A 13,298-nucleotide genomic window follows, 5' to 3' on the forward strand; every position below is an offset into this window, starting at 1 on the left:
AGGGCGATCGGCAGGCAGGACGGCCGCCCGAGGCCTGAACATCCCCTCATGGTATCGAGCGCAGCCTGGGACTCGGTGCCCGTGAGCCTCCTCCGGTACGATGGAGGGGTGCGTGCACGAGACGCCCGCCCGCAGAGGGTGGGCGTCCGGCCTGTCAGGGCGAGGTTCCCCAGCGGATCCGCCGGGCACACGAGAATCCGGAAGGGGCGGCATCCAGATGCCAGCAATCGTGATCGTCGGCGCCCAGTGGGGCGACGAAGGCAAGGGGAAGGCCACCGACCTGCTCGGTGACCGCATCGACTACGTCGTGAAGTTCAACGGCGGCAACAACGCGGGGCACACGGTCGTCATCGGTGACGAGAAGTACGCGCTCCACCTCTTGCCGTCCGGCATCCTGACGAGCGGCGTCGTCCCCGTCATCTCCAACGGTGTCGTCATCGACATCGAGGTGCTGTTCCACGAGCTCGAGGCACTTCAGGCCCGCGGCATCGACGTCTCGCGCCTCCTCGTGAGCGCCAACGCGCACGTCATCACCCAGTACCACCGCACCATCGACAAGGTGACGGAGCGCTTCCTCGGCAAGCGCCAGATCGGCACCACCGGCCGTGGCATCGGCCCGGCCTACGCCGACAAGATCAACCGCGTCGGTATCCGCATCCAGGACCTCTTCGACGAGAACATCCTGCGCCAGAAGGTCGAGGGCGCCCTCGACCAGAAGAACCACCTGCTGGTCAAGGTCTTCAACCGCCGCGCCATCACGGTCGACGAGATCGTGGCCGACCTCCTCGCCTACGCCGAGCGACTCCGCCCGATGGTGGCCGACACCGCGCTCGTGCTGAACGAGGCGCTCGACGATGGCAAGATCGTCCTCTTCGAGGGTGGCCAAGCCACGATGCTCGACGTCGACCACGGCACCTACCCCTTCGTCACCTCCTCCAACGCGACCTCGGGTGGTGCGGCCACCGGCTCCGGTGTCGCCCCGAACCGTCTCGACCGCGTCATCGGCATCGTCAAGGCCTACACGACCCGCGTCGGCGCCGGCCCGTTCCCGACCGAGCTGTTCGACGAGTCCGGCGACTACCTCCGCTCGAAGGGCTTCGAGTTCGGCACGACGACCGGCCGCCCGCGTCGCGTCGGCTGGTACGACGCCCCGATCGCCCGGTACGCGGCGCGCATCAACGGTGTCACCGACTTCGTCCTGACGAAGCTCGACATCCTCGACGACCTCGCCACCATCCCGGTGTGCGTCGCCTACGAGGTCGACGGCGTCCGGGTCGACGAGGTGCCGGTCTCGCAGACCGACTTCCACCACGCCGTCCCGATCTACGAGGAGTTCCCCGGCTGGCAGGAGGACATCACCGGTGTCCGCCGCTTCGAGGACCTGCCGAAGAACGCCCAGGACTACGTGCTGGCGCTCGAGGCGATGAGCGGTTCGCGCATCTCCGCGATCGGCGTGGGTCCCGGCCGCGACGCGATCGTCGTGCGTCACGACCTCGTCGACTGACCCGAGCAGCGAACGACGAGGGTCGAACGCGCCATGGTGGACGAATCCAGTCAGCCGTCCCTGCCCGGGCTGCCACCGGTCGAGGAGCTCACGAGCGGTGAGGTCAGGCCTCGCCCGGCGGTGCGTGCCCAGCGCGACGCCGGTGCGCTCGACCCACGGGTCCGGCGCGCTCTGGCGACCCTCGACGACGACCCCGACCTCTCGTTGGTCACCCTCGCGAACGCGCTCGGCATCACCCGCGCGACGCTCATCCGGATCGTGCGTGAGGCGATCGGCATGACCCCGAAGGAGTACGCGGCCGGCGTCCGCGCCCGCCGCATCTCCTGAGCGGGCGCCGATGTCAGACGGCGCAGGTGGGAGACTGTGGGGGTGAGCGACGACAACCCCTACCTCCTGCTCGGTTCCTACACCTCGGAGGCCGACGGCACCGGTGCCGGCATCAGCCTGCTGCGCCAGGACGAGGCGGGCACCCTCCGCCTCGTGCAGTCGTCGGAGGCGCAGTCGCCGTCCTTCCTCACCCTGCACCCGACGCTGCCGATCGTCTACGCGGCGAGCGAGTCGACCGGCGCCGTCGAAGCGTTCAAACGCTCGGGTGAGTTCGGGCTCGCGCCGTTCGGCAAACCCATCGAAGCCGGCGACTCGGTGTGCCACGTCGCGACGGTCACCGGTGCCGACGTCCTCATCGCGAGTTGCTACGGCGACGGTCGGGTCGTCACGGTGCCGCTCGCGGAGAACGCGGCGTTCGCAGGCGACCCGCGTCTCGGCGAGGCGTCCGTCGACCCCTGGGCGTCGCCCACCGCGCTCGCGGCGGAGTCCGCGGACGCCGGCGAGGACGCGCTCACGCTCCTCGCGCTGGAGGCCGCTGTCGGCGAGGCGCTGCCGTCCCGACCGTCGCGGGCGCACGCCTCAGCGCTCCTCCCGGACGGCCGCATCGCGACCACCGACCTCGGCCACGACACGGTCCGCATCTGGCAGCTCCGTGGGTCGCGGTTGGTGCTCGACCACACCGTCGTGTTCCCGCGCGGCACGGGTCCGCGACACCTCGTCGTCCACCCGAGCGGCCACCTCCACGTCATCACCGAGTACTCGGTCGAGGTCTTCACGCTCGGTGTCGACGGCACCGACGGGCATTGGCACATCCTCGCGGCGACCGTCGCCACCTCGGAGGGCGTGTCCGAGGGGGACACGGGTGCTGAGATCAGTCTCGCCGCCTCGCGCGAGCAGCTGCACGTCGGCGTCCGCGGGAGCGACCGCATCGCCACGTTGCGGGTCACCGGCGACGGTTCGCGGGTCGAGGCCGTGGCCGACGTCGAGTGTGGCGGGACGATGCCGCGCCACCACCGGGAGTCGGGTCGCTTCCTGCACGTCGCGAACCAGCTGTCGAACTCCATCGCGAGCTTCCGGCTCGACGAGCGCACGGGGGTCCCGACGACGCTCCTCGGGACGCTCGACGCCGGTTCGCCCACCTGCCTCATCCTCGCCTGACCGCGAGACCGGTCCTCGCGCGACGCCCGTCACCGGATACGGTGGAACGGTGACCGCACGACGCCCTGAGCCCCGCCCCATCGACGGCCGGACCATCCGCCTCGAACCGCTGGACCGCGCGCACTATCCGGAGCTGTTCACGGCGATCGCGCACCCGGAGGTCTTCGCCGGCGGCTACGGCGGCGGGCCGGCGGGATTGCCGACGACGCAGGCCGAATTCGACGCCTTCGCCGACGGCTACTTCACGACCGGCGTGCGCAACACCTACGTCATCCGGCTCGTCGGCGGTGAGCACGACGGACTCCTCGTCGGCACGTCCACGCTCGGTGACTTCGACGAGCCGGGGGAGGCCGCCCACCTCGGCTGGACGGCGTACGACCCGCGCGTCTGGGGCACCGCCGTCAACGCCGAGACGAAGCTGCTGCTCCTCGGGCTCGCCTTCGACGCGGGCTTCGGCCGGGTGAAGATCCAGGCCGACGAGCGCAATGAACGCTCACGGACCGCGATCCTGCGCCTCGGGGCCACGTTCGAGGGGCTCATCCGCCGCGACAAGCAGCGGGCCGACGGCACGTGGCGGACCACCGCGCTGTTCTCCGTGCTCGCCGAGGAGTGGCCGGAGGTCCGGTCCGGTCTCGAGGAGCGCCTCGCCAGGAGCCCCGGCCCCGTCGCCCTCCGCGGCTGACGCCCCGCCCGGTCCCTGAGCTTGTCGAAGGGCGGTCCCTCAGCCCCCCCGGCCCGGTCCCTGAGCTTGTCGAAGGGCACTGTTCACCTGCGCGACACCGGCAGGCCCCGATCGCGCTACGTCGCGACCCTAGCTTGTCCTCCAGACGACGGACGCGGTATCCGACGGCCCGACAGCACGGGCGGCCGCCGACGTCACTGGAGGAACCGTGAACACCAGGCGTATGACCGCCCTCGCCATCGTTGCGCTCGCAGCGACCGCGCTCACCGCATGCTCCGCCGGAGCGGACACCGGAGCCGGCTCCGACGTCGACGCCAAGCAGGCGACCTCCGCCGAGGACTTCGGCGGGATGGACGCGCTCGTCGAGGCGGCGAAGGCCGAGGGCCAGCTGAACGTCATCGCCCTTCCCGACACCTGGGCGAACTACGGGAAGATCATCTCCGCGTTCGAGGACAAGTACGACATCACGGTCAACTCGGCCGACCCCGACGTCTCGAGCGCCGAGGAGATCACGGCCGCGAAGAACCAGCAGGGCCAGGACACCGCTCCCGACGTCTTCGACCTCGGCTCCGCCGTCGCCCTCGACAACCTCGACCAGTTCGCGCCGTACCAGGTCGCCAACTGGGACGACATCCCGGAGGGCTCGAAGGAGAAGACCGGCCTGTGGGTCTACGACTACACCGGCCTCGTCTCCATCGGTTACGACGCGGACGCCGTCCCGGCACCGAAGTCGCTCGACGACCTCCTCGGCTCCGAGTTCGCGGGCAAGGTCGCGCTGAACGGCGACCCGACCCAGGCCGGTGCCGCCGCAGCCGGCGTCTACCTTGCCGCCCTGCAGTCCGGTGGTTCGGCCGACGACATCCAGCCCGGTGTCGACTTCTTCCAGAAGCTCAACCAGGCGGGCAACTTCCTGCCCCTCGACCCGACCCCCGCGACCATCGCCTCGGGTGAGACCCCCGTCGTGATCGACTGGAGCTACAACAACCTCGCCGCGGCGACCGAGAACGAGGGCCAGCGCAACTGGAAGACCACCGTCCTCCCGGGTTCGGCCGTCGGCAGCTACTACAACCAGGCCATCAACGTGGACGCCCCGCACCCCGCGGCCGCGCGACTCTGGCAGGAGTTCATCTTCAGCCCCGAGGCGCAGAACCTGTACCTCGCCGCCGGCGCGTACCCGTCGACCCTCGCCGCGATGGTCGAGGCCGACACCGTCGACCAGAAGGCCCTCGACGCCGTGGGCGAGATGCCCGCCGACCTCGTGCAGTTCACGCCCGAGCAGACCGAGCAGGCCACCTCGCTGCTCGCCGAGAAGTGGGCGGCAGCGATCTCCTGATGAGTGCCTCCGCCACCCGGCGGAGTGAGGCGGGGTCGGCACACGCCGGCCCCGCCGTCTCGCTCCCGCCGACCGACGCATCGGACGCCTCGGCCGAACCCGCCGCGGCGCGCCCCCGCCGCCGTCCGCGCTGGGCGCTCCTCGGCCTGACGCCGTTCGCGCTGTACACTCTGCTCTTCCTCGCGGTCCCGACGTTCCTCGCCCTCGCCACCGGCTTCTTCGACGGCGACGGCGCGTTCACGCTCGACAACCTCACGGCGCTCGGCGAGCCGGCGGTCCTCGGGGCCTTCGCCAGCTCGTTCTGGGTCTCCGCCGTCACCGCGGTCGCCGGAGCCGTCATCGGAGCCCTCGTCTGCTACGCGCTCCTCGCGGTCCGACCCGACGGGCTCATCCGTACCTTCGTCGACGCGGCCTCGAGCGTCCTCGCCCAGTTCGGTGGTGTCATGCTCGCCTTCGCCTTCATCGCGACCATCGGCATCCAGGGCCTCGTGACCGTGTTCCTCAAGGACCGCCTCGGGGTCGACCTCTTCGCCGACGGCGTCTGGCTCTACCAGGTCCCGGGCCTCCTCCTGCCGTACCTGTACTTCCAGGTGCCGCTCATGGTCATCACCTTCGTGCCCGCGATGGAGGGCTTGAAGCGCACCTGGTCCGAGGCGAACGCGACCCTCGGCGGCACGCGCTTCACCTACTGGACCCGCATCGCGATGCCGATCCTCGCCCCCTCCTTCCTCGGGTCGCTCCTGCTGCTGTTCGCGAACGCGTTCTCGAGCTATGCGACCGCCGCCGCGCTCATCAGCCAGGGTGCGCAGATCGTGCCGCTGCAGATCCGCGGAGCGCTCATCAGCGAGACCGTCCTCGGCCGCGAGAACCTCGCCGGTTCGCTCGCGATCGGCATGATCGTCGTGATGGTCGTCATGATGACGGCCTACTCCGCCCTGCAGGCGCGGACGGAACGGTGGCAGCGATGAGCGCCGTCCGCGACTCGGCCACGCCGTCGAAGCTCACGAGCCGGATCATCCTCGTCGTCGTCGCGGGGGTGTTCGCCGTCCCGATCCTGTCGATGGTCGAGTTCACCCTGCGCGCCGGGATCGACGGCGGCCACGACCTCGGGCACTGGGCCGCGATCCTTGACCCGGAGAACTCGCGGAAGTACCGGGTGCTCTTCCAGGGCATCGGCAACTCCGTCGTGCTCGCCGCGGTGACGGTCCTGATCGTCGTGGTGCTCCTGCTGCCGACGATGATCCTCGTCAAGCTCCGCTTCCCGAAGCTGCAGCGCGTCCTCGAGTTCGTCTGCATCATCCCGATCACCGTCCCGGCCATCGTGCTCGTCGTCGGACTCGCACCGGTCTACTCCGTCGTGGCCAGGCTCCTCGGCAGTGCGCCGTGGACGCTCGCGTTCGCCTACGGGATCACGGTGCTGCCGTACGCCTATCGGGCGATCGCCGCGAACCTGCAGTCGGTCGACGTCGGCACTCTCGCCGAGGCCGCGCGCACGCTCGGCGCCGGCTGGGGGACCGTCCTCGTCCGCGTCCTGCTGCCCAACCTGCGTCGTGGCGTGCTGACAGCGTCGGTCATCTCGGTGGCCGTCGTCCTCGGTGAGTACACGATCGCCTCGCTCCTCGGACGCAACACGCTGCAGACCTCGCTCGTGCAGGTGTCGAAGAGCGACCCCTTCGTCGCGGTGGCCTTCGCTCTGCTGGCGCTCGCCTTCGCATTCGTCCTGCTGTTCATCATCGGCCGCGTCGGATCGATCCGACGCATCAGGGAGACACCATGACCACCATCGACCAGTCGGCACCGGCAGCGACGCCCGGAGACGGACGCCCGGCCGGTGCAGCGGTGCGGTTCGATCGCGTCGTGAAGGACTACGGCTCGGGTGCCCGCGCCCTCGACGGCGTGAGCCTCGACCTCGCGCCCGGCGAGTTCGTCGCGCTGCTGGGGCCGTCGGGGTGCGGGAAGACGACCGCGCTCCGCAGCCTGGCGGGACTCGAGGACATCACCTCGGGGAGCGTGCTCATCGACGGCGTCGACGTCGTGTCCGTGCCCACCAACCGGCGCGACCTCGGCATGGTGTTCCAGTCCTACTCGCTGTTCCCACACCTCACGGTGCTCGAGAACGTCGAGTTCGGCCTGCGCATGCGGAAGGTGCCCGCGGCCGAGCGACGGACGCGTGCCGCCGAGAGCCTCGACCTCGTCGGCCTCGGCCACCTCGCCGCCCGCTACGCCCACCAGCTCTCGGGCGGGCAGCAGCAGCGCGTCGCCCTCGCCCGGGCGTTGGTCACGCGGCCTCGGGTCCTCCTCCTCGACGAGCCGCTCAGCGCCCTCGACGCCAAGGTGCGCGTCCAGCTGCGCGACGAGATCCGTCGGATCCAGTCGGAGCTGCAGATCACGACCCTCTTCGTGACCCATGACCAGGAGGAGGCGCTCGCCGTCGCCGACCGGGTCGCCGTCATGCGCGCCGGTGTCATCGAGCAGATCGGCACGCCGGAGGAGCTCTACTCGCGGCCGTCGTCGCCGTTCGTCGCGGAGTTCATCGGCCTGAGCAACCGGATCGCTGGTGTGCTCGTGCCCGGTGGCGTCGAGGTGCTCGGGCAGGTGCTGCCGGTGATCGGCGAGCAGCGGGGGGACGGGGCCGTCGTCGCGCTCGTCCGGCCGGAGGACGTCGTGTTCACCGACGCGACGGCGCCCGCGGTCGGGTCCGCTGCGGTCGTGCTCACGTCCAGCTTCCTCGGGCCGGTGCGTCGCACGACCGTCGAGCTGCCGGACGGCACGCTGGTCGCGGTGCAGCACGGTGCGACGGAACGACTGGAGGCGGGGGAGTCCGTCCGCGTCCGCTTCGCCGGTCGTCCCGTCCCGGTGCAGGCGGCCTGAGCACCGGTTCCCGAGCCCACCACCGGTCCCTTGAGCCCACCACCGGTCCCTGAGCTTGTCGAAGGGCTACGCCTTCGCGTTCTGCCGTGGCACGACGACCTGCTTGATGATCAGCAGGATCGACGCCGTCACGGGGATGGAGACGAGGGCGCCGAGCAGCCCGATGAGCGAACCGCCGACCATCGCGCCGATGACGACGAGGGCGCCGGGTACCGCGACCGCCTTGTTCATGACCCGCGGCGTCAGCACGTACGACTCGATCTGCATGTAGACCAGGTAGTAGACGATGACGATGAGTGCCGTCGTCGGTGAGTCGAACAGCCCGACGGTCGCGACGACGACGGTCGCGATGATCGAGCCGACGAGCGGGATGAGCGTCACGAAGAAGATGACGACGGCGAGGATCCCGGCGTACGGCACCCCGACGATGAGCATCATGATGAGCCCGAGGACGGCGTTGATCCCGGCCAGCACCACCATGCCGCTCACGTATCCGCCGATCGAGGCGGTGATCTGGTCGGTGATCGACACGACGCGCGGCCGGGAGCGACGGGGCACCAAGGAGTAGAAGGCGTTCTTCATCGCCTGCATGGACGCGAGGAAGTAGAGCGCGAGGACGAGGGCGATGAAGCCGCCGAAGAAGCCGTTCGCGATGCCGACGCCGAGGTTGAGGGCGCCGCCGGCCAGGACGACCCACGTCTTCGGGTCGGCGGCCACCCCGTAGAGCCAGTCGAGCGCGCCCTGGAGGTCGACGCCCGGACCGAGGTAGTCGCTCAGGGACCGGAACCACTCCTGGTCCTGGATGCCGGTCAGGAAGGTCGGGGCGTTGCTCACGAGCTCGACGGCCTGCCGGGTGACGACGGGGATGACGAGGGCCAGGAGGAGCGCGAGCAGGACGGCGAAGACGGCGAAGACGATCGCGATCGCGAACGGGCGCTTGATGCCGCGTGCCTCGAGCCGCACGACGACCGGGTCGAGGCCGAGCGCGATGAAGAGGCCGACCGCGATGGAGACGAGGATGGTCGACAGTGAGCCGAGGGTGAGGGCGAGCAGGATGGCCGCCAGGGCCCCGAGCGCTCCGACGAAGCCGATCGCGAAGGGGCGCTGGAGCGTCGTCCTGACGGTGGTCGTCACCTCGGCCGGGCGATGGGCGCGGAACCGGACCCGCTGCTGACGTGCCGCCGGGCGCAGCGGCTGGTGGCGATGGGGTGCACTCGTCATGCCGCAAGCGTATTGCCCACCGCCCGTTTGCCCGACAGCTGTCGTGGTACCGGAGGATGAGACCGGGCCCCGGAGGATCACCCGGCTGCGGGATGTGCCGGGTGCTCGGGTTCAGGACGATGGGAACATGTCATCGATCACCCGCTCGCACGCCGTCCACACCCGGGTCACCGCACCGCTGCGGGCGGTCCCGCTGACGGAGGCGATGCCGAGTCGGCGCGACGAGGCCGCGGAGCAGGGAGTGGTCGCCGAGCGCGTCAGTGCTACGGCGCACGTCGCCGCGGGCGCTGCCGGGGTCGACCTCACCGCCTCGGTCGAGCCGGCGCAGGCGCCCGCGGCCCCAGCCGACGGGACCGACGCCGGAACAGGCCTCCGGTTCCTCGGCGCGGGCTGGGCGGCCGACGCGGCGGTCTTCGCCCAGTACCGCCGCCGCGGCAACTGACCGCGAGGTCCACGCCGGGTCCACCTCGCGGATGACCCGCATGGCTGAGCTTGCATCGCCCGGCCGACGCGAAGGGCGACACCCGCCGCCGACGATGGGAGCATGAACACTTCGATCCTCTCCGCTCGCGGACTCACGAAACAGTACGGGCCGACCGTCGCCCTCGCCGGCGTCGACCTCGACATCCTCCCCGGTGAGTCGGTCGCCATCATGGGTGCCTCCGGCTCCGGCAAGACCACGCTCATGCATGCGCTCGCCGGGATCGTCACCCCCGACACCGGCTCGATCGCCTTCAACACTCCGACGGGCGTCGTCCGCGTCGACCAGCTCGACGAACGGCACCGCTCGCAGCTGCGGCGCGAGTCCTTCGGCTTCGTCTTCCAGCAGGGCCTGCTCATCCCCGAGCTGACCGCCGTCGAGAACGTCGCGATCGCGCTGATGCTCGGCGGGACACCGCGCATCGCCGCTGAAACGAGCGCGGCGGCGTGGCTCGCCGCCCTCGGACTGGCCGGCATGGAGACCCGACGGATCGGCGAACTGAGCGGTGGTCAGGCGCAGCGCGTCGCGATCGCCCGCGCCCAGGTGACCGGCGCCCCCATCGTCTTCGCCGACGAGCCGACCGGCGCGCTCGACTCCCGGACCTCGGCCGACGTCATGGGAGCCCTGCTCCACGCGACGACCGGGCAGGGACGCACGCTCGTCCTCGTGACGCACGACGAGACGGTCGCCGCGCGGTGCTCGCGGACCATCCGCCTGGCCGACGGTCGGATCGTCGGGCAGCCGGGCGGCGTCGGCGCGCCGACCCCGCCGCAGCAGTTCGCGACCGGGCAGGCACCCGTGCCGCAGCAGGTGCAGCAGCCGTACGCGCCGCAGCAGCTCCCGTACCAGCAGCAGCCCGCCGGGCAGCCGTTCCCGCAGCAGCCGTACGCCCAGCCCGCTGCGCAGCCGTACCCGCCGCAGGCCCACCCGGGTCAGGCGACCGGCGTCGTCCCGAACGGAGCCCGACCGTGACCGCCGCAGTCGGGGTCGCACCGACCCGGATCCCGGTCCCCGCAGGCAGCGGTCGCAGTCCCGTCGTCCGTCTCACCTGGATGCTCGCCCGCCCGGGCGCGCAGAGCCCTGCGACGATCGTGCTCCCGGCGGTCGCATTCGCCGTGACCACGGCACTCGTGCTCACCGTGCTGGGTGGCACCCTGATGTTCTGGCGGTGGACCGGCGAGACGGCCTTCATCTACCAGGTGCTCAGCGTGCTGGCGCTGGCCCTGCTGCTCGTCCCGCTCGGCTCGCTCGGCGGGGCGGCCGCGCGGCTCTCCGCCCGGCGCCGCGACGACCGACTCGCCACCCTCCGACTCCTCGGCGCGACACCCGGCACGGTCACGGCGATGACCGTCCTCGAGTCGGCCGGGGTCGCCCTCCTCGGTGCGTTCGCCGGGATCCTGCTGTATCTCGGCATGCTGCCGCTCGTCGGGCTCATCCCGTTCGGCGGTTCCCCGATCGGGGTCGAGGGCGTCTGGGTCGGTGTCCCGATCATCGCCGCGGTGGTCCTCGGTGTCGTGCTGCTCGCAGCAGCGAGTGCCGCGATCGGTCTCCGCGCGGTGAACGTGAGCCCGCTCGGCGTCCGCACGAAGCAGCAGGCGCCGACCGTGCACTGGCTGCGCATCGTCGTCGGGGTCGTCGTCGTGATCGTCGCCTACGGCATGCTCTCCGTCGTGACGGGGTTGCAGGAGGTCGCCGTCATGATCGCCGTCCTGGGTGTGGGGTTCGCCGCCGGCGTCGGGGTGCTCGGGTTGATCGGCCCCTGGGTCGTCGGGGTGATCGGCCGTGGGTCGGCCAAGCGTGCCAAGACACCGGAGCGGCTCCTCGCTGCCCGAACGATCCTGGAGTCGCCGAAGGCGGCGTGGCGTCAGGTCAGTGGCGTGGCGATGACGAGCTTCGTCGCCGTCGTCGCCGGGACCGGGGTGGCGCTCATGGACGCCGCCGGAGGTTCCGACCTCGACCGCGAGAGCGCCATCCTCATCGACGACATCCGCACCGGCGTGATCATCACGCTCGTCGCGTCGTTCCTCATGGTCGCGTGCTCCGTCGGGGTGAACCAGGCGTCGGCGGTCCTCGACCGGCGAGACCTGTACGTCAGCCTCGACCGCCTGGGGGTGCCGCGGGACGTCATGGAACGGGCTCGCGGTCGCGCGGTCATGCTGCCCCTGCGGGTGGTCGCGCTGGGCTCGGCCGGACTGGGCGTCCTGCTCGTCCTGCCGATGGCCGGCATCAGTGTCATCCTCGCCCCGCTGTCGGTCCTCGTCATCGTCGGGTGCTTCGCCGGTGGCATCGGGCTCGTGTGGGCGGCCCTTCGCGCGACCCGTCCGGTCGTCTCCGGGGTGCTCCGAGCGCCCGAGCGCGTCTGACCGCCCGGCCCGCACGACGAGAGCGCCCGTTCCGTCCCCTGCATGACGCGGGGAGGACGGAACGGGCGCTCTCGGGGAGGTCGGGTCAGCCCGTGACGACCGCGATCTCGTTCGGGACGCCGGGCAGTTCACCCGTCGTGATGTCGCCCGACGCGAGATCCACAGCGTGGATCGACTTCGTCGCCGGGTCGGTCACGTAGGCGACACCGTCCTGGACGACGAGCGCCGGGTGGGCGTCCTGCCACTCGGCCGGCGGCTCCCAGGCGTCGATGACCTCGATGGTGTCGGTGACGGCACCCGTCTGCTCGTCGAGGATGTGCAGCGAACCGTCGTTGCCGAGCACGATGACCTCGTCGCTCGGCCCTCGGGCGACGTCGCGCCAGGTGTAGCCGACGCCCTCCGGCAGGTCGACGATCTTCGTCGTCTTCGCGACCGTGTCGGTGAACGCGAGCTGGCGGAGGTCGTAGCCCTCGGCGTCGGGGTCGCTGTTGTAGTCACCGACCGCGATGGAGGACGTCTCGCTGACGTACTGGTTGCCCGTGCGCCCGTAGGCGTCCGGCGCCTGGATCTTCGTGAAGACGCCACTGTCGTAGACGAGCACGCCGTCGCTGCAGCCGAACACGACGACCTCGTCCTTGACGGTGCCTTCACCGTGCACCGACGGGCACTGCTCGTTGCGGGCGATCTCGGTGCGCGAGTCGTCGAGCACCCGGACACCGGTCCGGGCGTCCGGGGTGCCGATCGTGGACAGCACGGTGCCGTCCTCGAGCTCGATGGCGACACCGTGGTGCGCGGCCTCCGACGGGATGGTCTCGGTCTCGGGCAGCTCGTCGGTGGCTTCGAGGAGGTCAGCGCTGTCGAAGATCGTCGTGTCGCCGGAGCCGTCGGCGAACAGGATGGTCTTGTCGGCGTGACGGACGACGTGGCCTGCGGTGTCGGCGGGGAAGACGAGGTCGGTCAGGACCGGGTCGGCCTGCTTCGAGGTGCCGTCCTCGTCCGTCCACGTCCCGGTGTCGAGGACCTGGAAGCCCTTCGTCGTGGTGACGAGCACGTGCCGCCCGTCGCCGGCGGCGTTCACCCGGTTGAACCCGTCGAGGGGGAGGTCGCCGACCACCTCGAGGGATGCGGCGTCGAGGACGAGGAGGCCGCCGTCGTAGGTCAGGGTGATCCGACGCTGCGGGTCGGCGGAGGTCGACGCACTCGGGTCGGGCGCGGAGCCGCTCGCGGTCGAGCATCCGGTGAGGAGGAGGGCCGCGGCGGTGCCGACGGCGAGGAACGGGACCCGGCCGCGCTTCAGGCGCGATGCCAGGGGACTGCGGTGGTGCTGCTGCATGGTTTCCTATCGGTTCGTGGACGCC

12 protein-coding genes and 1 pseudogene are annotated in these 13,298 nt (G+C 71.0%); 11 read left to right on the forward strand and 2 right to left on the reverse strand.

The window, feature by feature from the left end:
* The first annotated feature begins 217 nt into the window (after window positions 1-217).
* The 8 genes from IFU30_RS04825 (at window position 218) to IFU30_RS04860 (ending at window position 7,875) form a co-directional block, all read left to right on the forward strand.
* Window positions 218-1,504 (forward strand): adenylosuccinate synthase, encoded by a 1,287-nt coding sequence (locus tag IFU30_RS04825; protein ID WP_064295554.1) that lies wholly within the window; start codon window positions 218-220, stop codon window positions 1,502-1,504.
* A gap of 33 nt (window positions 1,505-1,537) precedes the next feature.
* A complete protein-coding gene (locus tag IFU30_RS04830; protein ID WP_079705009.1) occupies window positions 1,538-1,831 on the forward strand; it encodes a winged helix-turn-helix transcriptional regulator in 294 nt (97 codons plus the stop codon).
* 42 nt (window positions 1,832-1,873) lie between these two features.
* Entirely contained in the window at window positions 1,874-2,989 is a 1,116-nt protein-coding gene (locus IFU30_RS04835; RefSeq protein ID WP_192004491.1) for a beta-propeller fold lactonase family protein, read from the forward strand.
* Between the two features lie 49 nt (window positions 2,990-3,038).
* On the forward strand, window positions 3,039-3,671 hold the full coding sequence (locus tag IFU30_RS04840) for a GNAT family N-acetyltransferase (RefSeq protein WP_079705011.1): 633 nt from the start codon (window positions 3,039-3,041) through the stop codon (window positions 3,669-3,671).
* Window positions 3,672-3,894: 223 nt separating this feature from the next.
* Window positions 3,895-5,004 (forward strand): ABC transporter substrate-binding protein, encoded by a 1,110-nt coding sequence (locus tag IFU30_RS04845; RefSeq protein WP_079705012.1) that lies wholly within the window; start codon window positions 3,895-3,897, stop codon window positions 5,002-5,004.
* Entirely contained in the window at window positions 5,004-5,972 is a 969-nt protein-coding gene (locus tag IFU30_RS04850) for an ABC transporter permease (protein WP_249404635.1), read from the forward strand. Before IFU30_RS04845 ends, IFU30_RS04850 begins: the two co-directional genes overlap by 1 nt.
* Window positions 5,969-6,781, forward strand: a complete 813-nt coding sequence (locus IFU30_RS04855) for an ABC transporter permease subunit (protein ID WP_192004492.1) — start codon at window positions 5,969-5,971, stop codon at window positions 6,779-6,781. Before IFU30_RS04850 ends, IFU30_RS04855 begins: the two co-directional genes overlap by 4 nt.
* A complete protein-coding gene (locus tag IFU30_RS04860) occupies window positions 6,778-7,875 on the forward strand; it encodes an ABC transporter ATP-binding protein (protein WP_192004493.1) in 1,098 nt (365 codons plus the stop codon). The genes IFU30_RS04855 and IFU30_RS04860 overlap by 4 nt, the downstream gene beginning before the upstream one ends.
* 66 nt (window positions 7,876-7,941) lie before the next feature.
* Here the strand turns inward: IFU30_RS04860 and IFU30_RS04865 are convergent, their stop codons facing one another.
* The gene (locus IFU30_RS04865; RefSeq protein WP_192004494.1) at window positions 7,942-9,096 is read right to left on the reverse strand and encodes an AI-2E family transporter; all 1,155 of its coding nucleotides are present in this window, start codon (window positions 9,094-9,096) and stop codon (window positions 7,942-7,944) included.
* Between the two features lie 127 nt (window positions 9,097-9,223).
* On the opposite strand from IFU30_RS04865, the gene IFU30_RS04870 reads away from it, so the two are divergent.
* The 3 genes and pseudogenes from IFU30_RS04870 to IFU30_RS04880 all read left to right on the forward strand — a co-directional run bounded on the left by IFU30_RS04870 (window position 9,224) and on the right by IFU30_RS04880 (window position 11,940).
* Window positions 9,224-9,538: a hypothetical protein gene (locus tag IFU30_RS04870; protein WP_192004495.1), complete on the forward strand. Its 315-nt coding sequence runs from the start codon at window positions 9,224-9,226 to the stop codon at window positions 9,536-9,538.
* A gap of 102 nt (window positions 9,539-9,640) precedes the next feature.
* Window positions 9,641-10,318 (forward strand): annotated as a pseudogene (locus IFU30_RS04875) (ABC transporter ATP-binding protein); the annotation flags it as partial.
* A gap of 227 nt (window positions 10,319-10,545) precedes the next feature.
* Window positions 10,546-11,940 carry an FtsX-like permease family protein gene (locus IFU30_RS04880; protein WP_342450802.1) on the forward strand — a complete coding sequence of 465 codons (1,395 nt, stop codon included), beginning with the start codon at window positions 10,546-10,548 and terminating at the stop codon, window positions 11,938-11,940.
* Between the two features lie 85 nt (window positions 11,941-12,025).
* On the opposite strand, the gene aztD is transcribed toward IFU30_RS04880, so the two are convergent.
* Window positions 12,026-13,273, reverse strand: a complete 1,248-nt coding sequence (gene aztD / locus IFU30_RS04885) for a zinc metallochaperone AztD (protein WP_192004497.1) — start codon at window positions 13,271-13,273, stop codon at window positions 12,026-12,028.
* Window positions 13,274-13,298 lie beyond the last annotated feature (25 nt).

The sequence above is a fragment of the Plantibacter sp. CFBP 8798 genome (assembly GCF_014841195.1).
Classification (GTDB): Bacteria; Actinomycetota; Actinomycetes; order Actinomycetales; family Microbacteriaceae; genus Plantibacter; species Plantibacter auratus.